The organism is Paraburkholderia sp. DHOC27 (assembly GCF_003429005.1).
Lineage (GTDB): Bacteria > Pseudomonadota > Gammaproteobacteria > Burkholderiales > Burkholderiaceae > Paraburkholderia.
Map to the genome: position 1 here is coordinate 1,844,189 of NZ_QVQV01000001.1, position 19,985 is coordinate 1,864,173.

Genomic DNA, 19,985 nt, shown 5'->3' on the forward strand with positions numbered 1-19,985 from the left:
AATCGCGCGTTGCCGCCGTCCCATAGCGATAGAATGCGATTGCGCCGCATATCATTCAAATCGTTCCTTGCGATGACGAACATCATTGAAAATGATTTCAGGAATTTCGACCTGAATCTTCTCCTGACCTTCCGTGCGTTGTTCGAGGAGCGCAGTGTCACGCGCGCGGCGCAACGGCTCTTTCTTGGCCAACCGGCCGTGAGCGGCGCGCTAAAGCGCTTGCGGGAAGCCTTCGGAGACGAACTGTTCGTGCGGACCTCACGCGGCGTCGCGCCGACGCCGCGGGCTATCGAACTCGCGCGGCAGATCGAACCTTTTCTCCAGTCCTTGCACCAGACGCTGACCCAGCCGCCCGTGTTCGATCCCGCTGTTGCGCGACGGGTCTTTCGGGTTGGCCTGAGCGATTCGCTGGAAGTCCTGATGACACCGGAGATCATGGATCGCTTGAGCACCGCTGCGCCCGATGTCAAGATCATCGCCCGTCCCACGGACTCGACCTGCGCCGCTGCAATGCTCGACAAAGGGGATATCGAACTCGCGGTGGGCGTCTTTCCTGAGTGCGTGCAGTGGCAGCGCCGCAAGCCAATTTTCCAGTGGCGCTTTGTGAGCGTGTTCAATCCGCGCCTCGTCAAGATGCGCCGCGCGCGTTTGTCGATGGAGGAGTTTTTGCGCTATCGGCACGTGCTGACATCGTTCAGTGCCGGTCTGCAGGGTTTCATCGATGAGCAATTGGCCTTGCAGGGGCTGACGCGTAACGTGGTGTTTTCCAGTGCGAGCTTCGCGACGAGTCCGTTCATCGTGCGGCGCACCCCGGCCATTGCAACGGTGCCGGACTTCATCGGGCGCATCTGGTGCGAGACCTTGGGGCTGAGGTTGAGTGCGCTGCCGTTCGAGGTGCCCGGCTACGAGGTCTCCTTGATGTGGTCGGCTGCGCGCGATCAGGATCCGGGTCTTGCGTGGCTGGCTGACGTGTTCGTGCAGGCGTTTCAGCGGCAAGCTGGGTGAGGGCCGAACCGGACGCCGTGCGTCCGGTTCGGCCGTCGTAGGTTGCTGGCTGGAACGCCCACCAACGCCCATCACGCCGTGAGAACCGCCTTCACACCACCAGCTCCTTCGTAGGCCATCGCCGCTTCGATCTGCTCATAGGCGAACGTCGCGCCAACGCGCGTGCGAAAGAGCGGATCGTCGATCACCTTTTCGAGCGCCTCCAGCGCCGCTTCCAGTTTGCTGCGGTCCCTGACGGTGGCGCTGTCGAAATTGCTGAAGCGCCGGATGACGAGGTTCTTCCCCATCACCAGCGCTGTGGGGAACGCCATCGGCGAGGCCGCATCCAGAAAGCCGTAGCACCAGATCGTCGAATTGACGGGCAATGCCGTTGCCACCTCGCTGAGCAAACGGCCGCCGACGCCGTCGAATACCGCCGTCGTGCCGAGTTGCGCCGCGCGCTCGGCAAGCGTCGTCGTGTAGCCTTCATGCGTCACGATCACGTGCTCGACGCCCGCTGCATGCAGCGCGTCGCGCGCGGCATCCGTACGCACGAGGAAGATGACCGGCAGGTTCCGTTGCCGGGCGAGCGCGGCCATCGCGTTGCCGGTCGCTGAATGGCCTGCCGTGACGATGATGCCGCGATGCCCCGCCGCGACGATTTCCTCGATGAACGCATACGCCGTCATCACATTGACGAGCGAACCGCTGTAATCGAGCGCCGCGACGTGGTCCGGCAGGATCAGGCAGTTGGTGTACGGCATCTGCGCCTGCTCCGACCATAGCCCGATGCTCTGCGTACTGCGTCCGAGCGACCGGTAGACGGCGACCTGCCGGCCGAGATAGCGCGCCGGCACGCCGTCCCCAATTGCGATCACCGTGCCGGCGCCCGACGCGCCCCACACGTCGTGCTGAACCGGGGGCAGCGCCGCGCCCACCGACGCGGGCCGCTTGAGGAAGGTCTTGTCGCCGTGATTGATGGCAGACGCCGCCATCTGGATCACCACATGGCCCGCTGCCGCTTCTGTGGGCGCCGTTACGTCGCGCACTTCCAGATCACGCGTGGCGGTTACGCAAATCGCTTTCATGGTTCTGCTCCTCAGGTGGAAAGCCCTACCTTAAGCGCTTCGATCCATTGCGAAAACGGCGGCAACCGGCATACCATTGATTCCATCGCGGAATTGATATCAGGAGGAAGGCATGGATCGGCTCGACGCAATGCGGCTGTTCGTACGGCTGGTCGAAACCGGCAGCTTCACGGCCGTGGCACGCGCCGAAGGCATGGGGCAACCCGCCGTAAGCAAACAGATCGGCGCGCTGGAACGCTATCTGGGCGCGCAACTGCTCGCGCGCACGTCACGCCAGGTGAGCGTGACGGAAGCCGGGCAGACCTTCTACGCGTCGGCCAAAGCGCTGCTGGACGATTTCGATGTGGCGGAGTCGTCGGTGGGTGAGCGTCAGCAATCGCCACGCGGCCTGATTCGTCTGAGCACGTCGCCTGCACATGGGCGCCTGTGCATCACGCCGCTGTTGCCGGAGTTCTTCCGGCGCTATCCCAAGGTCGAAATCCAGATGGGGGTTTCGGAACGGCATGTCGACATGATCGGCGACGGCATCGATCTCGCCGTGCGTCATGGCCGTATGCAGGATTCTTCGATGATCGCGAGGAAGCTGTGCGATTCGCCATTCGTGCTGGTCGCGAGCCGTGGCTACCTCGCGGCGCATGCGGCGCCCGAGCGTTTCGACGATCTCGATTCGCACGACTGCGTGGTTTTCGCGCACGGACGCGAGCGTCGTCCGTGGCTGTTCGGTTCCGGCAACGACGCGGTCGCCTATCTGCCACGTGGTCCGTTCATGACCGGCGACGCCGAACAGATTCGCGCGGCCATCCTCAGCGGGCTCGGCGTCGCCCAGGTTCCCGCGTGGGTGGTCGCACCCGAGATTGCCACGGGCGAAGTGCAGGTGCTGCTGCCGCAGATTCCGTGCGAATCCATTCCTACTTTCCTGGTCCATCCGGCTGGCCGGCGCGTGCCGATGCGCGTCAAGCTGCTGATGGATTATCTGCACGCGGCCTTCGCACCCACCGCCTGAACGTCGCGCGCCTGGTTGGTCGTACGAATGATGTGGCGTGGCGCAGCACGAGCGCACCGTTGTCCAACGCCAAATTAATGTGACACAATCAAACGCTAGTATCGCTGCCGCAAATCGAAAGTCTGGAGTGCCTCGATAACACCATGTCTGCGAATCTCCTGCACTCACGCGCTCGCTCGCCACTGCTTTCGATTGACGAGATATTGAATGCGCGCCCACAGCAGCCCATTGCCACCACCCGCACGCGTGGCTGGCAAGGGATCACGGTCGACCTGCATCGTCCGTATTTCGGTTGCGCCGAAAGCTACCCCGGTCTCGACCATCACCTGATCTGTTATTGCCCCTCGGGCAGCGCCCGGCTCGTCCAGTCGCGAGGCGGAGCCGTTCACAGGAGCGTGATCACCGCGGGCACGTCGTACATCATGCCGGCCGGTTACGCTTCGTCATGGGAGGGCGATTCCGGTTTGTCCGCGCGACTGCGCGTGCCCGTGTCGCTCGTCGCCTCGGCCGCGGAGCAATTGAATCGCGGCACGGGCCAGGTGGAAATCCGCAACGTGTTCCAGGTTCACGATCCGGTGATCGAGCGGCTCGCGCAATCCATGCTGGTAGAATTGGAGAGGGACGCGCATCCCGTTCAGGTGTTGATCGTCGATGCGCTATCCACGGCGCTGGCCGCGCATTTGCTGCGCAGCTACGACGCCTTCGAACGGGTAGCCTGCCCAAACGAGCGTTCACTCGGCAAGCTCGAAATCGCGCGCCTGACGGAGTTCATCGAAGACAATCTCGAGCGCACCATCAGTCTCGAAGACCTGGCGTCCGTGGTGAACGTCAGCCGTTTCCACTTCACGCGCCTCTTCAAACGCAGCACCGGCAGCACGGCCATCAGCTTCGTGGAGCAGTGTCGAATCCGGCGTGCTCAGGCGCTGATCGTCGAGACGGACCTGCCGCTCGCGGAAATCGCCTTGAGCGTCGGCTTCGTCGATCAAAGCCATTTCACCCGGCGCTTTCACCGCCGCGTCGGATGCACCCCGGCGGTTTTCGCACGCGAGCAGGGACGGCGGCGCTCGGGTTCGCGGTCGCGGCAGTCGAGCGGCAAGGGGCCACTCGGGGAGTGATCCGCCCGCGCCTCGTGCCGCGCTAGTCCGTTGCGTTCATCAGGTTCGAATGGGTGGCGCCTTGCACGGCTGGCGTTTCGATCTCATGCGCTAGGCGTGCATCATCCAGCCGCCGGCCGCCATTGCCGCCTGACGGAGCGCTTCTGACCAGGCGGGATACGGATGGCAGACACGGGCGAAGTCTTCGCAGATCATCGAGGCTTCCATCGCGACGGACACCTGGGAAACCAGATCCGCCGCGCCCGGCCCGACCAGATGCGCGCCCGCAATCAGGCTGGTTTGCGCGTCGACGAGCAGCTTCACGAATCCTTCCGACGTGCCGGTGATGGTAGCCCGCGCATTCACGGCCAGCGGACAGTAGCCCACCTTGTACGTCGCACCGGTCGCCTGAAGCTGCGCTTCGGTTTTTCCGATCACGGCGACTTCGGGGCTCGTATAGAGGACATAGGGAATCGTCGAGTCGTTGACGAATCCGGGCAGACCGGCGATCCGCTCGGCGCAGGCAATGGCTTCTTCTTCGGCCTTGGACATCAGCATCGGACCCGCTGCCGCGTCACCCACCACCCAGACACCGTGGCACACGAAGAGCGATCCCGGATGAGGCAAGGCGCCCGCGCTCTCGAGCTGCGCGCCGACGCTCGCCAGATTCAGCCCGGCGGTGGATGGCCGGCGGCCAATCGCGACGACGACTCTTTCCACCTCGAGCGTCGTGAGCGCGGGTGAATCGTTCGCTCGTAGTTGCAGGCCAACCCCTGCTATGTGCCGGTCGACGCCAACGACATCCGTGGACAGCCTGATATCCAGACCCTGATGCATCAGCGACCGCGCGAGGGCAGCGCTGACGTCGCGATCGAGCCAGTGGCAGATACGATCGCGTGACTCGATGAGCGTGACGCGCGCGCCGAGCCGTCGCCAGATCGTGCCGACCTCTACGCCGACTGCGCCGGCACCGACAATCGCCAGATGCCGTGGCACGCGCTCAAGCGCTAACGCATCGGCGGAGTCGAGGATGAGTCTGTGATCGAACGGAGCCAGAGTGAGCGGGGTGGGTTCCGAGCCTGTCGCGATCACGATGTCGGTTCCGCACAGCATTTGCGTAACGCCGCCCGTCTTGCCGACAATCACCGTTCCCGCTCCGGCGAGCTGCGCGTTGCCGTAGATGAGCGTGACGCCGTGCTTGCGCAGCAGTTGGTGAACGGTCTTTGACATCCTTTCGACGGTCGCGGTTTTATAAGCCATCATCTGCGCGAGGTCGAGCGTGGCCGCGTCGTGAATGCCGAATGCAGCGTTCGTGCCCTTGCTGGTCAGCTCGTATATTTCTGAGGTGTGCAGCAGCAGTCGGGACGGCATGCAGCCGGTGCGAATACCTGTTCCGCCAACATTCGCGCCGCGTTCGACACAGGCAACGCTGAAGCCAAGCTGGCTCGCCCGAATGGCCGTGTTGTAGCCGCTCGCGCCGCACCCAATGACGATCACGTCGTAATGATCCATCAGCTTTACGCCTTGAACGCCATAGGGGAGAAGATTGAACAGAGCCGGGATGGGCCCCTGGGGCCCTCAAATGGTTGATCCTCGATGCGAGAAGGTGAGTTTGGACATTTGAGTTAAATGATTCGTCATCCTGATTGAAGGGATTTTTCTTCCACGGCGGAAGCAAGAATCATCGCCTCGACGTTGACGGGTATGTAGCCGCGCGCCAGCGGGCGAAACACGGCGTCGCCGCGCCGGATCCGCAAGCCGCTCAGCGCGCAGGTTGCACCGGTGCGTGCCGTGACGGCCTTCCACAGTTGCTCGCCATAGCAACCCAGGGTCGCGTCCCGCCAGCAGACCGTTATGGTCGAAGCCGAATCCCGCTCGACAATGTGCAGATGGACCGCCCGCTTACGATCGAGGCGCGTCGTTCGATTGCTCGTCGTGACGTGTTTGGCGCGCTTGCAGCGAGTGCGCGTTGTGCCGTCGGTGACGCACGGCGACGATAGCTGCATCAGGAGCGTGAGCGTATGTTTCCACGCGCCGCCGGTTTCATGGATGTCCATACTTCCGCCTGGAAGGGCCTGGTGTGGATGGCACGGGTGCTGTGTTCAAACCACCCGCGAATAGAACTGTCTATTGATCAGTCGATCGAGCGACAACGCGCCGGGGCCCATTGCCATGATCCCCACTGCGAGCGAGGCCCAATAGAGATGGAAATTCGCCCAGCCGTCCGGGAACACTAACTGGATCACGCCAGTCATCACGAGCAGGGCGAGCGCAGCAAACCGGCAAGCCAGCCCCAGCACGAGCAGAACCGGGAGCACGATTTCCGCGACGGCTACCAGCAGCGCGATCAGATCGGGCGCGGGGAATGCATAGGCGCTGCCGAACAGGTGCACCTTGAACTGGTTCTCGAACAGAAACAGCGTGGCGGGCGAAAGCGACAGGAAGCCGTCCCAGCGGGTCAGACCGGAACGAAAGAACGGCAGCGCGAGCGCAATGCGCATCAGTGGCGGCGCAAGAACCCGGCCGACTTCCGCGATCTTCTCCGTGGCGGATACAATCAGCAGTCCGAAGCGGCTGGTTGGCTGTACGGTGTACTGATTCATGCGAATCTCCCGGTCGGAATGGCCGCAGGGGTGTCCACGAGGCGCCACCCGACGATTGCCTTGATCGCAAACAGATCGCGAAGTACTGCGGCGAGGTCGAATCCCGCCTCGTCCGCGAGTGCCAGCGTGGTCGCGTCGCCAATCGACGCACCAGCCGCAAGCGCCCGGATGAACGTTGCGGCGCCATCCGGCACGGTGCGAACCTCCACTTCAGCTTTCGGGCGGACGACGAGCGCATTTTCACCTCCGCTGGAGAGGTCGGTTGCCGTGACCTCGCCTCCGTCCAGGTTCATCCTCCAGATGCGGACCGTGGGGAAGGCAGAGCGCACCACACGCACCGAAGGATGCAGCGCGAAGCCGACCTGAATGAGGGCGTTGGAATCGAGCGCGGCAAGCGAAGCCGGGTCGATGGTCGAAGCTTCCGCTGCGTGATACGCCTCGACCCACGCGCGCTCGAGCCGGGCCACATCGCGCAGGTAGGGCACGCTGCTCGCTGGCGCGAACGCGTCGATGAACGCGGGGAACGTGGCGCCATATTCGAGCATGACGGGGGAGCGAGGCGGTTCGGTGGCAACGTAGATGCGGGCCATTGCCGCGAAGAATGCGTCGCCCACAATGCGCGCCACGACGGGAAAGGCAGCCTTCAGCGCCTCGACAAGGCCCACGACGACGTTGTTTCGGTACACGTTGAAGCGTCGTTCGCTCGGCTTCCGGTCCGGGCCAACGAGGCCGCTGGGCACGGGCATCATGGGATCGAGCAGCGCCGCGGCGAAGCATCTTTGGCTTTCGCACCAGGACTTCGTGTCGGGATGCGCACCGTTGTCCGGCTGCATGGACAACGTCTGCATGGAGATTCGATGTTCCATCGTGCTCTCACGTACGGTGCGGACGTTGCACGACATTCGCCCACAACTCGCGAAGACTGTCGACACCGCCCGCGGTCGAACTCCAGAGCGTGGTGTCGCTAATCAGCAGACTGCCCGCGAACGTCTCCGGCCGGGACTGCAGGAGGGCGTCGAAGGTCTGGTGGTCTTGCGCAAACGGGTGGGGCGGCGCGCCGGGATCGATCCGCTGACGCGCGAGTACGTCCAGTTTCTCGACGGCCTCGCCGAGCCGCTCCAGTTGTGGCAGATGGGGATGCAGATTGAACGTGCTGACTCTCTCCAGTAGTCCTGAGCGATCGAGCGATCTGTCCGCCTCAATGGGCGAAGGCGAACCGTCGGCTGCGGCAGCGGGTCTGAGACCAAAGCGGTTTATCACCGGCACGCCGAGTCCCGCGAGAAGCGAGCGCGCGAAGCCGCCGAACCGTTGCCGGGGCGGAATCGTCCTGTCGCCGTGATGCTCGAATTCGGCGATTTGCCGCGCTAACTGCTCGCTTTCCGACAGCTCCGCAACTTCGCCGATGTCATGGTGCGGGCAAATGAACGCCAGGTTATCGCGCTGCGCCAGAAACGTACGGAGCGCGTCGATCTCGCTGCTTGCCGCCGTTTGCGCCGTCCTGAGCGAATCGAAACTGATGACGATCAGCGTGTCGACGCCGCCAAGCAGATGCGCATCGAGGGGCGTGAGCGTGCCATCGTCCGCGACGCGCTCGACTTCGATGACGCGCTGACCCGTGAGCGCCGCCGCCAGTTCGATGAACGCGGTGAAGTTGCGCTTCATGATGTGGTCGAGAAATCCGCCGACACTCTGGTCGAACGCATGCGGGTCCGAGAATTCGTGGAATCTCGGGAAGCCCATCCGGCGACTTTCGAAGAGCGCCGGAAACCGGTCTTCGATCACATCGAGTGGCGCGCCGTTCTCGCCTGGCCGGCTCCACGCGTAATACACAAGGACTTGCCGCTTGATCATGGTGTCTGTACCTCGGTCAACGGTTGGGCAAGGGTGACGTCAGGGCGTCGGGTCAGGTCAGCGGTTCGACGCGTGCCTGTTTCCCGGCCGCTCGCTTGGCCGCCCGCATGGCCGCTTGCATGGCCGCCCGCGTGATCGCGTCAGCGCGTTTTGCTTGCGCGTCGAGCGTTTCCCAGTCGGGTAGATGCGCGTCCCATTCGATCAACGTGGGAACGGGGCCGGTGCGATCAATGGTCCGTGCGAAGAGGTCCCACACGATCTCCGCAACGGGACGGTCGTGCGTATCAATGAGTAGAGGGCGGCCCGCTTCGTCCGCCTCCTGTGCGTGTCCGGCAAGGTGGATCTGTTGCACGGCCGCGAGCGGAAACGCGTCGATATACGCAAAGGGGTCCCACTGTTGATTGATCGACGCCACGTAGACGTTGTTGATGTCGAGCAGGAGCCCGCAGCCCGTGCGCTGCGCGACGGCGGCGATGAAGTCGGGCTCCGCGTAGGTACTGTTCTCGAATGCCAGATACGTCGACGGGTTTTCCAGCAGCATGGGCCGGCCCAGGGCTTCCTGCACCTGATCGATATGGTCCACGACACGCGTGAGGCTCTGTGCGGTGTAGGGGAGCGGCAGCAGGTCGTTGAGGAAACCGCAGTCGTGACTAGACCAGGCAAGATGCTCGGAAAACAGCAGCGGCTCATAGCGTGCGAGCAGTTCTCTCAGACGGTGGAGATGATCCTGGTCGAGAGGGCGATCTGCACCAATGGAAAGCCCCACTCCGTGAATAGTCAGAGGATACGACGCACGGATCGCCGACAGATAGCGGTGTGGTGGGCCACCCGCGCCCATGTAATTCTCGGCATGAACTTCGAAGAAGCCGACCTCCGGCCGCGCCTCGAGAATCGCGCGGTAATGCTCGGCTTTCAGCCCGACACCCGCCCGCGCAGGCGAGCGGTGTTGAGCATGTGCGTCGAATGGGCGTGTCATGGTCAGCCGTTGGGGGGGATGGCGCCAGGTGGCCGGGCTCGCTGCGGCCCGGCCACCGCTCGGTCAGAGACTGGAATCAGACCTTGGGAGACAGGCTTCCTGGGCCGCTCGGCGTGGAAATGGTGGTGCAGGTGCCCTTGGCCACCAGCTTGAACGCGTTGCCCTGATAGTCCGCCGTGCTCGTGCCGGCACAGGTGGTGCCCGCGCCCGCATAGCAATCGTTCTGTCCTTTCAGCGCGGTACCGAAGCAGGGCTCGACCTTGCCCGATTTGACGAGCGCCGTATGTTCCGCCTGGATCTTCTTTTGTGCGTCGGTGAACTCCTGCGCAGTCGCGGGCGTAGCCGACAGGGCGGCAAGGGCGGTGGCAAAAGCACCGGCAACGAGAGTGTTGATTTTGTAATCGGCCATACGATTTCTCCAACGGTGGAAGAGAGCAGCGGTCATAAGGACGAGACGGCGGGGATCATGCTCGTGCGCAGGGTATGGACAAACGTTAAAGCCCCGCCTCGCCCTGGAAAGCCGGCGAGAGTGAATCGCCGCACAGCCAGCATACGGAATGGCGTCAGCCGGGGATTGCACGGTCTTGTGCCATTTGGCACCGGATTGCGATCGACATGCCTTTTCACGCAGACTAGTGGAGCCGCAGCGGCTCATTCGAAGTGGAGATGGGTGATATCAACACTTTGAATTGGCGCTTGAATTAACAACCTTCCAAACTCCAATATGCCCGTGGCATCACTGCGGCGCGCCGCTTCGAGCTGGCGAGGCAAGCTGGAACCTGAGAGCCGTCAATTAAAAATATATGTTTGGCAAGTTTTCCTCGTCAGCCGGAGGGAATCTCCTGTCTGACGGGGAAAACTCGCCTTTCGGATCGCCCCTCGCACAGCCCTCGCACAATCATCAGACACGCCGCCGTCAGTGGCGAGTTTGGTCACGCATTCCATTTCTCGTGTTCGCCGCACAGGAGCGTTCGCGCGTTCAGACGTCATGCGCGCGCAGATTTCGGCTTGACCGCTATCTGACGCTTCGCGGGCGCCAGGAGCCCCCACGGCCGGCGGCCCATGCGAATCAGCTAGAATAGCCAGACAGGCTGGATACAACACCTTGAGCCAGGCGCCGCGGGGGCGCTGGCTACTCGGGCTAATGTGGCTGATGGCGGGTTCGGCAGGTCGCCGCTTTGCGGCGCTATACAGCCACGACAGCCACGACAGCCACGACGGCGGCGGCGGCATTTTTGAGTAGCGCATTCGCGTTGCTTACGGGAGAGCCCTTTGCGGCAGCAAGACTTCGACCTCGATCAGTTGAGGGCTTTTATGGCGGTCTGGGAGACGCGGAGCTTCACGCAGGCCGCCGCTCGTCAGCACCGCACGCAGTCCGCGATCAGCATGAAGATCAAACGGCTGGAAGATCAGCTGGGCGAGCGCCTGTTCGAGCGCAATACGATGACGGTGACCCCCACTTCGGTCGGGGAACGCTTCGCGGTGCTCGCTCGCCGGCTCATCGACGCGCATGAGGACGCTTTCTTCGCATTCAATGACACCCTCCCTGCTGGCAAACTGACGCTCGGCACTTCGGAGACGTACGCGTCGTGTCTGCTCCCACCTATCCTTGCCCAGGTCAGTCAGTCGTTCCCGAACATCGAAATGGAGATTCGGTGTGGGCATAGCTGGAAAATGCTGGAGTCGATGGACGCCGACGGCACCGACCTTGTCATTGCGACCAAATACCCCGGCCGGCAAGACGGTCAGCCGCTGGGCCGCGAGCGCCTGATGTGGGTGTGCAGGCGCGACAGCGATATCTTCCGTGCCGATCCGCTGCCGCTCGCCGTGTTTCCGGACGGATGCCTGTACCGGCGCGCCGCGATTGCCGCCCTGAACGCCAACCAGCGTAACTGGCGCATCGGCTTCACGAGCCTGAACCACGAAGGGCTGCTGGCAGCAGTCGACTCAGGCAGCGCCGTTTCGATCGTGATCGAGAGCGCGGTGAACGAACGGCACCGGGTGCTGCGGCCGGAAGAAGGTTTTCCTGAGCTGCCCGCCGCTGACATCGAGCTGTATTCGAGTGGCTCTGAAATATCGCCGGTGGCGCGCCAGGTGTCGGAGACGATCCGCCGCCACTTCGCCGTGCGTCGATACGAACGCGAACTCCAGTCGATCAATGCCATCGAGAGGGCGGCTACGGTTGGGTGATTTACCAGGCGCTAGTGCGGTACTGCATTGACCCGTTCCAAAAAATCCGGCAATGATTGCGTCTATGTTGCGCACGCAACGAGAACGAACTCAAAGACCGGGACGGGACAACAATGAAGAGGCTTGCATTCGCTTTAGTACTGGAAAGCGTATTAATCGGTCTGCTCGGCGCCTGTGCGCCTGCACATGTGGCCGTTCAAACTCCTTACGATGCGTCTCAGTACGTCAGTTACCGGTCAGAGGGCGCCAATACGATCCGGGGTCAAGCGTTCTTGACAAAGCGAGGCGGCGGTGTGGTGACGTGTGCCGGCCGGCCGGTTTTCCTTTCGCCAGACAGCCCGTATTTCCGCGAGATCGCGACGATTGCCGTGAGCGGCAGCAAGCCCGACTTCCCGCACGGTCCAGGTGGTCCAGAGGACGTAGTCCGCCACACGACTTGCGACGCGCAAGGTAACTTCGGATTCGGGCATCTGCCGGATGGCAACTACATCCTGTTAGCAAGCGTCCGCTGGACGGTTGATGACAGGCCCCAGGGCGGCCCCATGTGGCTGCCCGGCTCGGTAAGCGGGGGCACGCCCCGGCGTGTGATCCTGTCGAACGGCGTGTTCGAAGCGAATCGCGCGTCTCACTGACTGACGACGCGGGCTTTGCCGGGATCGTTCGGTGTTCGAAACAGTCAGCTATTCGCCCAGGGCGGCTGTTGAAACAACCCGCTCAGCCAGTCGACGAACGCCCGCGTTTTCGCGGGTTCGTTTCTGCGCGATGCCAGCACTACGCTCAGTTTTTCGTTGTCCGATACGGTGCATCCGGGCGGTGTTCGCCGCGGCGGTGTAGATGCGGTGTTGGCCGGGGTGGCGGCTTTCGGCCAGTACGAGCCATTCCTCAACCTTGTCGCGGGGACATTCAAATGACCGCACCTGGATGAGGAGCGGCCCTCGCGCGCTCCCTCATGGGTAGCACGAAGACCGGTAGACGAGAGCTGAAATATGCCGTTTAGCCAGGTGATTTAACGTTGCCTGATACGATACGTTGAACATTCATGTATTGCGATAACAACGAGCACGGAGTGCCTTATGTCATGCATGCTTCTGCTCGGCGCCGGCTTCAGCCGCAATTGGGGCGGGTGGTTGGCGGCCGAAGCGTTCGAGTACCTGCTTGGATGCCCCGAAGTGAATTCAAACGACTTCTTGTCTGACCTGCTTTGGCGGAGCCAGCAGGCAGGAGGATTCGAGAATGCGCTTGCTGAGTTGCAGGATGTGGTGCGCCGTGAGCCCGGACGTGCTGATGACCTTCAGAGTCTCCGCGGCGCCGTGCTCGGAATGTTTAACGTGATGAACGAATGCTTTTTCGGACTTCGGAACTTCGACCAGAACAACGATGGGAATCTAGGCATTCGCCTATTCCTCACAGCCTTCGACGCCATATTCACGCTGAATCAAGACCTGCTTCTTGAGTATCACTACCTGACGCACGACGTAGCGTTGCTTGCTAATCGATTGGGGCGGCGTCGCTGGCACGGCTCGACAATTCCGGGTATGCAGTCAACACCAGACCCGAACCGTCATCCAATGCAGCATTGGTTCGGAAACTGGACGCCTGCGCCTGCAGTCGGGTTTCAGGTCGAAGCCGGCTGTCAACCGTATATCAAACTGCATGGATCGTCCAATTGGACCCAAGACGACCAAGGCGGCCCTATGCTCATCATGGGGGGTAACAAGGCAAATGAAATTGGACTCGTGCCCGTCTTGCAGTGGTATCAAACCCTTCTTACGGAATACCTTACCCGCGGCGACACAAGATTGATGGTTATCGGGTACGGCTTCAGGGACGATCACATTAACGCGATCATCGCCGACGCAGTCACGAATCACAACCTCAAGTTGTTCGTCGTATCGCCGGACGGCGCAGATCAGGCGCGGAGAATTGCACCTACCGCCGGAGCGGCAATTCAACAGAGAACAGCACTTGAAGACGTGTTCCAACGCGGTCTGATCGGTGCATCGCGTCGTTCACTCAACGAAATTTTTGGCGGGAGAGACCCCATCGAACTATCGAAACTCCAACGCTTCGTTGAGGAATAGCTTGTGGTTTCACGAACCTCGAACGCCGCTGCGTCGCTGAAAGCGGTCTCACGATCGAAGAGGATCTGACTTCGGCTGTGGCCCTACTGCTGTCCCCAAAAAAGCGGGCGTGGATGATCCGGACGACCCTTAGCTGCCCAAGAATGCCCGACCCGGTGACCGGTTGCAGTGGTTATGGGGCGGCCAACCGCCCCAGGCGGTAGTCGGCCAGGAAACGTCTTCCAAGATCCGTCTGGAAACGACCGCTAATGAGGTTGGAACTGCCGCCCACGCGATCACAGAGATATGTTTCCGGATACTTCTCGCTCGGCTATATCAAGTTTCTCCGATTTCGAGCCGTTAATTCTGACTTGAATGGTCGGTTTCTTACCTGTTTAGTGTCCGCAACTTGGGCGGCACTTTTGAAAGAAGGAGAAGTAGTGTTTTCACTGTTGGAGACGAAGACGGAGGTCGCCAAGGCACAGCGCAAGCTGGAAGCCACGTTCCGGCGTGACTTTCCGCGAAGGGATGTCAAAAACATCGGCTATCCAGGTGGGACGACCTTTGACGCCAATGTGTTCAACGACGGACGTTACTGGTTTTGGTCTACGGACCACGATGACTCGACCGTCCCGAACCCTCGGCGCCTGAACTGGTTTGGTCTCTTCGACGAGGATCGGGGACTCCAAATCTCTGTCGAGATCAATACGGCGTATGAAGGTCGCAACGATCTGGTCGCCGGTTACTTTGCCCGTGACAATGACACGGGGAAGATCTACCTGCTGCACTCGGGGCGCGTTGGCGGCGGCACAAAAGGCGTTAGCAAGTCAGCACTCTTGGCGTGGAGCAATCGACCTCTGATTGAGGTCGTGGATACTTCGGGCGGCATCCGAGAAGGCGTGCTTGTGATGCCGGTCGAAGGCTCGGGAGCAAGCGGGTCTGCCAAACGCTACATCAATACGATTGCACGTTTCAAGCAGGCTGTGCGGGATGGCGAGATTGATTCCCCCGAATTCCAGCGCAAACAGCGAGAACTGGAGGACTTTTACGCTGAGGCGCGGGGTAGGCGTAAGGGACGGCGGTCGAGCAAGATCGACTATGTTTCGCGTCACGGTGAAGTAGTTGATGCACTGCACGAGTGGCGAATTTCAAGCCCAATGCCTAAGCGGGCCCGGCTCGTAAAGAACGTTCTGATCGACATGGGCGTCGCCGTCGGGCGTGGGCTAGTCGAGGTCTTCGAAGTCAAGACGACAGCGACCCGCCCAGATGTCTACTCCGCCATCGGACAACTAATGGTCCACGGAATGGTCGATGATTGCCGGAGAGTGATCGTGCTTCCTCACGATGAGGCCGTCGCCGACGATCTCAGTGGGGCACTGCAACGCCTAGGTATTGAGCTACTACGGTTTAGTCTGGACGAGGAGAAGGCAACAATTATCGACGTGCCCTGATAAGCCATCGGCGCGCGTGATGGCGTAGGCCTATCAACGAAGAGAGGGCCGTCAAATATGCATCTTCTCTGAGCACGGCTGGAAGAACTGGAGGCTGATGCGCCACTCAGAAGCCGACGGTCGCTCGTCACAGCGTTGGAAAAGCGCGATCATCCGAAATGACCGAAGTGCGGCACATCGAAGCGATAGTCGCAAGGTCGCAAATCGGACTGAGAGCGGGCAATCGAAAACTGTGATCAAGTGGCTCAAATGGGTCGATCAGCGTCATTTGCATTAGGCGCCCATGAAATTCGCTATCGGAACGCGGACGCAAGGCACGTCCCTTGCGCGTGCAGTTTTAGCCGACTTTAAACCTGAACTAGGTGCGGAATTGGCACTTTGAGATTCACATCAGCCTCGTAGTTCACTTCCGCGACTTCGAATCCGAACAGACGAGGAATTCCGTCTTGTAGCTGGCAAACGCGGTGAGTTCATAGATATTTTCGCTGCTTACTTTATCCCAAAGCCGGGCAACGCGTGCTTGTACGGCAGGATCAATCTCCTTGTCATTCACCCGCAAGCGACCGTCCTCATCCACATTCGCGGCCTTCGCGTATGCAAACATCACATATCTCACGTTTCGTGCGAGTCACGATGTTTGGGGAGCCGAAGTTCTTACAAAGATTTATAGTTCATATAGTGCGAATACAATGCGGTTCGCGTACTCGAATGTGTTGCAGCGTAGTCATGATCGGCAATGATGTCTCCATGCTGTGTCTGCTACGGCGGGGATTTAACTTGCTGCCGCTTCGTCGCAGCAGAAATTCGATAACGGTCTGGCGTGTCGACAATGTATCAGCAGTGGGTTTGGCTGACGAGCCGGTAGAGATGCCGGTGCCAAGTCCATGATCTCCGCAAGCTTTATTAATATCAAACGTGGATCGTCAAGATCTGCCTGTTTCTGAGGGACGAAGAAAACAAATGACATTCCAATTTGATCGGAAGACAATTTCCGCCGTTGATCCGGTGAGAGGCATAACGGTGGTTCAATCCACTAAATTTTATGACATAAACGATAGATATTTTTTTATCTATCGTGACGCAACGCTTGAATTCGAATTCAGTGCAATGCAGCGAGAAGAAAAGCGCATCGTTATGATTAAAAGCGCGCTAGAGGAAAAGGCACTAGCCGTACAAAGTTTAATTCTTGAACCATCCTTGAAAAAAGGCTTCACTAAAGCCCTCAAAGGCCAACCTTTAAATTCACAAGCGTACACCACGCTCAAAAACGATGTTGTAGAGGCGATGTTTGCGCTAGCAACATGGGGCGGCGACTTATTGTCTTTCGTGCCGGACTACGAGGTTGTGTTTATTCAAGACCTGGCAGATCTGAAATAAAAGAGTGGTCAAATCACAAACGCTTGCGTCTCGCGGGGGAGAATGTATGGCGTCAATTTCCGTCTACGTAGCACAAACTATTTTTAGCTTCGGATTGGATCCCAGGTTAGCTATCTTTGAGGGAATCGTCCTATGAAAATGGCATCCTCGGCGAGATTGCCGCGGAAGCGCAAGCGTTAGGAACATTTGTCAAAGGGGCAAAGACTCTATTGCTTTATTCGGGCACAGAGCGAAAGCGTAAGTGAATGCGAACCCCGGCTCATACATATCGATACGACGCCCGGTGAACTATTTCTCAATATGTCGCGCCGAGTCGAGGGGCCGCAACGGGTCCTCCACAGCCAGTCGCCGCCGGCCCAGGTGCGTCGCGACTGACAACCTTGAGTCCGAGAGGAGTCAAGCATCGTTCGTGTCAAACGCAGTCGGCTCCAGTCCCAAGCCTCGATCACTGTGCCTTCCTTATCTGCTCAACCATCGAGCCGCTTTCTTAGCCGCGAGCCGGCAAAATCGAGGAACGCCCTCAACTTGAGCGGTACCTGTCGCTGGCCCGGATAGATCAGACTGACGGGCGCTCTTGGCAATTCAAACTCATCGAGCAGAGTCACGAGCGACCCGGATTTCACCTGCTGGTCGATCTGATACGACAGCACGCGGGCAATGCCAGCGCCTTGCTCTGCGGCGGCGACAGCGCCATCAATCGAGTTCACCATGAGCCGCCATGTCACGGCGACGGTTTGCAGGACACCGCGATGGCTGAATTCCCAGGTCGTACCTGCCGTCAGACCTTCATATCCTACGCAGTCATGCAACGCCAGATCGGCTGGTGTGGTTGGCCTGCTGCGGTCTGCCAGGTAGTCAGGACTCGCGCAGAGCACCTGGCGGATTTCTCCGACTTTCACGGCAATCATGCTGCTATCGGGTAGTTCTCCCGTTCGCAGCGCCACGTCGACGTGCTCGTCGAGCAGACTCACGTTTCGGTCAGTCAATTGGACCCGTACCCGAATGTCGGGATAGGCGCGCAAAAATTCCGCGACGACCGGCAGGCCGTGAATGCGACCCATGACCTGCGGCATGCCAATCATCAACTCGCCTTGTGGGGCGAGATATTCGCCTGCAGCTTTGCGCTCGACCTCCGCGACGTCTTCCATGATTCGACGGCATGAAGCGACATACGACTGGCCAGCATCCGTCAGCACGAGCCGACGGTTGCCGCGCAGAAGCAGCCGGATCTTCAGATGTCCTTCGAGTTCCGATACACGACGACTGACGGTGGCCAGCGGAATGCCGAGCTGGCGGCTCGCCGCAGAAAGACTGCCGTGATCAACCGCAGCCAGCAGGATGGTCATCGCCTCGAACCGGTCCAAGCCTTTCTCCCATGGAAGGATGCCTCTCAAATTTACCGTCTATTCGACAAATACGGAAGGGAATAAATTCTGGTGCATGGCTGGCGCGACTGCCAGCGAACCTGAACGTAACGCCCTGTCTACGGCTCGGTTCATACCTTCTCAGCGAGGCATTCCATGGATTTCGAAACGCTCACCGTTCACCGCGATGGCGCCGTACTGTTCGCAAGCATCGAGGCACCACCGATGAATCTTCTCGGTCCCGAACTGGTCCGGGATCTCGTTTCATTCATTTCCGAGGCTGAGGCCGACGACGCGGTTCGCGTGATCGTGTTCAAGAGCGCTGACCCGGACTTCTTCATTCCCCACGTGGATGTGGGCCGCATCAAGGCGTATCGCGACGAGGCGGCGAAATTGACGGGCGAATCCTCCATTGCAGTTCTGTTCCGCTACCTGAGCGAGAGCCGGCTGATCAGCATTGCGCAGGTCGAGGGGCGGGTGCGCGGCGCGGGCAGCGAATTCATCCTCGCCTGCGACATGTGTTTCGCCGCGCGGGAGACCGCGATCTTCGCGCAGATGGAGCCGGCATTCGGCGTGGTCCCCGGCGGAGGGGGCGCCCAGCACCTCGTGCGTCTCATGGGTCGGTCGCGCGCACTCGAAGTGATGTTGAGCGCCGACGACTATCCCGCAGAGCTGGCTGAACGCTATGGCTGGATCAATCGCGCTTTACCCGCAGAACTACTGGACGCGTTCGTCAGTTCACTTGCGCATCGGATTGGCCGGTTCCCCGGCGCGGGCCACGTAGCGGTCAAACGCCGCGTCAATTCGATTGCGCTCGCACCGGTCGAGGACTTTCGCCGCGACTCGGATCTGTTTGGCGAAGGCGTCCGCGAACCCGCTGTACAGAAACGCATCCAGGCCGCGATAAACGCCGGCTTTCAGACCCGCGACGCGGAAATCGATCTTGCCCGGCTGTTGGGCGAACTCACTGACGAATGAACCAAGAGGACATCATGACATTTACCAAAGAAGAAATTCGCTTCCCGGTCGAGGGTGGCGTCGAGCTGGCTGCATGGCTGTTCGTTCCGGAACAGCGGGGCACGCGGCTTCCTGCCATCACGATGGCTCACGGCTACGGCGGCACCCGTTATCACGGCATCGAGCCGATAGCCGAGATTTTCGCCAAGGCGGGGTTTGTCGTGCTGCTGCACGACCATCGCGGATTCGGCGATAGCGGCGGCGAGCCGCGTCAGGACATTAACCCGTGGCAACAGATCACCGACTGGCGGCGCGCGATCTCGTGGCTTCAGGATCGGCCCGAAGTAGATGAATCACGCATTGGACTCTGGGGAACAAGCTTCGCAGGGGGCCATGCGATCGTGCTGGGTGCAACCGAAAGACGACTCAAGGCAATTGTGTCGCAGGTGCCGACGATCGACGGTCACGCAGCGGGTCTTCGTCGCGTCACGCCTGAAGCAGTCGCAGCGCTGGAAGCGCGTTTCGCTGCCGACGATCGCGCTCAATTGCACGGTGAAGCACCGGCCATGCAGCAGATTGTGAGCGAGGACGCGAGCCGTCCTTCCACCTACAGCGCGGCAGATGTCGTGAGCTTTTATCTGCAACCGGTGCCCGACGGCGTCTGGGAAAACCGCGTGACGCTACGCTCCACCCGATGGGCCCGCATGTACTCGCCGGGGGAGTACATCGAGCGGGTGTCGCCGACTCCACTGCTGATGGTGGTGGCCGAGCACGATCACACCGCGGCTACGGATCTCGCGCTTAAAGCCTATGAACGCGCATTGGAACCGAAGCGGCTGGTGATGATCAAGGGCGGCCATTTCGACCCGTACCTTGGCGAGTTTGAAACTGCATCGCGCGCGGCGCTCGACTGGTTCAAAGCACATCTTTGACACCGAGGGGTTGACGTTTCGAGTGTTCCCCAGAGCAACGTCATCCGCGATCAGC

General features: G+C 60.6%; 20 protein-coding genes. 10 read left to right on the forward strand and 10 right to left on the reverse strand.

Features of this window, described 5'->3' with window-relative positions:
* Positions 1-72: 72 nt before the first annotated feature.
* Positions 73-1,005 (forward strand): LysR family transcriptional regulator, encoded by a 933-nt coding sequence (locus D0B32_RS08065; protein ID WP_117333322.1) that lies wholly within the window; start codon positions 73-75, stop codon positions 1,003-1,005.
* 71 nt (positions 1,006-1,076) lie between these two features.
* Here D0B32_RS08065 and D0B32_RS08070 read toward each other — a convergent pair whose 3' ends face one another.
* The gene (locus D0B32_RS08070) at positions 1,077-2,072 is read right to left on the reverse strand and encodes an alcohol dehydrogenase catalytic domain-containing protein (RefSeq protein WP_117333323.1); all 996 of its coding nucleotides are present in this window, start codon (positions 2,070-2,072) and stop codon (positions 1,077-1,079) included.
* Positions 2,073-2,184: 112 nt separating this feature from the next.
* Here D0B32_RS08070 and D0B32_RS08075 point away from each other — a divergent pair, with 112 nt between their 5' ends.
* The gene (locus tag D0B32_RS08075; protein ID WP_117333324.1) at positions 2,185-3,075 is read left to right on the forward strand and encodes a LysR family transcriptional regulator; all 891 of its coding nucleotides are present in this window, start codon (positions 2,185-2,187) and stop codon (positions 3,073-3,075) included.
* Positions 3,076-3,218: 143 nt separating this feature from the next.
* Complete coding sequence (locus D0B32_RS08080) at positions 3,219-4,190, forward strand: AraC family transcriptional regulator (protein ID WP_117333325.1); 972 nt, start codon at positions 3,219-3,221, stop codon at positions 4,188-4,190.
* A 90-nt stretch (positions 4,191-4,280) separates the two neighbouring features.
* On the opposite strand, the gene D0B32_RS08085 is transcribed toward D0B32_RS08080, so the two are convergent.
* From D0B32_RS08085 to D0B32_RS08115, 7 genes are all read right to left on the reverse strand, one after another.
* The gene (locus D0B32_RS08085) at positions 4,281-5,681 is read right to left on the reverse strand and encodes an NAD(P)/FAD-dependent oxidoreductase (protein WP_117333326.1); all 1,401 of its coding nucleotides are present in this window, start codon (positions 5,679-5,681) and stop codon (positions 4,281-4,283) included.
* A gap of 125 nt (positions 5,682-5,806) precedes the next feature.
* Positions 5,807-6,226 (reverse strand): DUF3331 domain-containing protein, encoded by a 420-nt coding sequence (locus D0B32_RS08090; protein ID WP_117333327.1) that lies wholly within the window; start codon positions 6,224-6,226, stop codon positions 5,807-5,809.
* A gap of 45 nt (positions 6,227-6,271) precedes the next feature.
* Complete coding sequence (locus tag D0B32_RS08095; protein WP_117333328.1) at positions 6,272-6,772, reverse strand: DoxX family protein; 501 nt, start codon at positions 6,770-6,772, stop codon at positions 6,272-6,274.
* Positions 6,769-7,638, reverse strand: coding sequence for a DUF2063 domain-containing protein (locus D0B32_RS08100; protein ID WP_259294913.1), 870 nt, complete (start codon positions 7,636-7,638; stop codon positions 6,769-6,771). Before D0B32_RS08100 ends, D0B32_RS08095 begins: the two co-directional genes overlap by 4 nt.
* A gap of 7 nt (positions 7,639-7,645) precedes the next feature.
* On the reverse strand, positions 7,646-8,623 hold the full coding sequence (locus tag D0B32_RS08105) for a hypothetical protein (RefSeq protein ID WP_117333330.1): 978 nt from the start codon (positions 8,621-8,623) through the stop codon (positions 7,646-7,648).
* Positions 8,624-8,675: 52 nt separating this feature from the next.
* A complete protein-coding gene (locus tag D0B32_RS08110; protein ID WP_117333331.1) occupies positions 8,676-9,599 on the reverse strand; it encodes a DUF692 domain-containing protein in 924 nt (307 codons plus the stop codon).
* 76 nt (positions 9,600-9,675) lie between these two features.
* Positions 9,676-10,008 carry a DUF2282 domain-containing protein gene (locus tag D0B32_RS08115; RefSeq protein WP_117333332.1) on the reverse strand — a complete coding sequence of 111 codons (333 nt, stop codon included), beginning with the start codon at positions 10,006-10,008 and terminating at the stop codon, positions 9,676-9,678.
* Between the two features lie 863 nt (positions 10,009-10,871).
* Here D0B32_RS08115 and D0B32_RS08120 point away from each other — a divergent pair.
* The 4 genes from D0B32_RS08120 to D0B32_RS08135 all read left to right on the forward strand — a co-directional run bounded on the left by D0B32_RS08120 (position 10,872) and on the right by D0B32_RS08135 (position 15,300).
* Positions 10,872-11,789: a LysR family transcriptional regulator gene (locus D0B32_RS08120; protein ID WP_147329503.1), complete on the forward strand. Its 918-nt coding sequence runs from the start codon at positions 10,872-10,874 to the stop codon at positions 11,787-11,789.
* A gap of 272 nt (positions 11,790-12,061) precedes the next feature.
* On the forward strand, positions 12,062-12,421 hold the full coding sequence (locus tag D0B32_RS08125) for a carboxypeptidase-like regulatory domain-containing protein (RefSeq protein WP_147329504.1): 360 nt from the start codon (positions 12,062-12,064) through the stop codon (positions 12,419-12,421).
* Between the two features lie 441 nt (positions 12,422-12,862).
* Positions 12,863-13,870: an SIR2 family protein gene (locus D0B32_RS08130; RefSeq protein WP_117333335.1), complete on the forward strand. Its 1,008-nt coding sequence runs from the start codon at positions 12,863-12,865 to the stop codon at positions 13,868-13,870.
* Positions 13,871-14,289: 419 nt separating this feature from the next.
* On the forward strand, positions 14,290-15,300 hold the full coding sequence (locus D0B32_RS08135; RefSeq protein ID WP_259294914.1) for a hypothetical protein: 1,011 nt from the start codon (positions 14,290-14,292) through the stop codon (positions 15,298-15,300).
* Positions 15,301-15,703: 403 nt separating this feature from the next.
* Here D0B32_RS08135 and D0B32_RS08140 read toward each other — a convergent pair whose 3' ends face one another.
* On the reverse strand, positions 15,704-15,904 hold the full coding sequence (locus tag D0B32_RS08140; RefSeq protein WP_404935526.1) for a hypothetical protein: 201 nt from the start codon (positions 15,902-15,904) through the stop codon (positions 15,704-15,706).
* Between the two features lie 311 nt (positions 15,905-16,215).
* Here D0B32_RS08140 and D0B32_RS08145 point away from each other — a divergent pair, with 311 nt between their 5' ends.
* Positions 16,216-16,677 (forward strand): hypothetical protein, encoded by a 462-nt coding sequence (locus tag D0B32_RS08145; protein WP_147329505.1) that lies wholly within the window; start codon positions 16,216-16,218, stop codon positions 16,675-16,677.
* A 467-nt stretch (positions 16,678-17,144) separates the two neighbouring features.
* On the opposite strand, the gene D0B32_RS08150 is transcribed toward D0B32_RS08145, so the two are convergent.
* Complete coding sequence (locus D0B32_RS08150) at positions 17,145-18,041, reverse strand: LysR family transcriptional regulator (RefSeq protein ID WP_117333337.1); 897 nt, start codon at positions 18,039-18,041, stop codon at positions 17,145-17,147.
* 156 nt (positions 18,042-18,197) lie between these two features.
* On the opposite strand from D0B32_RS08150, the gene D0B32_RS08155 reads away from it, so the two are divergent.
* Together D0B32_RS08155 and D0B32_RS08160 are read left to right on the forward strand one after the other, a co-directional pair.
* Positions 18,198-19,019 carry an enoyl-CoA hydratase/isomerase family protein gene (locus D0B32_RS08155; RefSeq protein WP_117333338.1) on the forward strand — a complete coding sequence of 274 codons (822 nt, stop codon included), beginning with the start codon at positions 18,198-18,200 and terminating at the stop codon, positions 19,017-19,019.
* 14 nt (positions 19,020-19,033) lie between these two features.
* On the forward strand, positions 19,034-19,930 hold the full coding sequence (locus D0B32_RS08160) for an alpha/beta hydrolase (protein WP_117333519.1): 897 nt from the start codon (positions 19,034-19,036) through the stop codon (positions 19,928-19,930).
* Positions 19,931-19,985 lie beyond the last annotated feature (55 nt).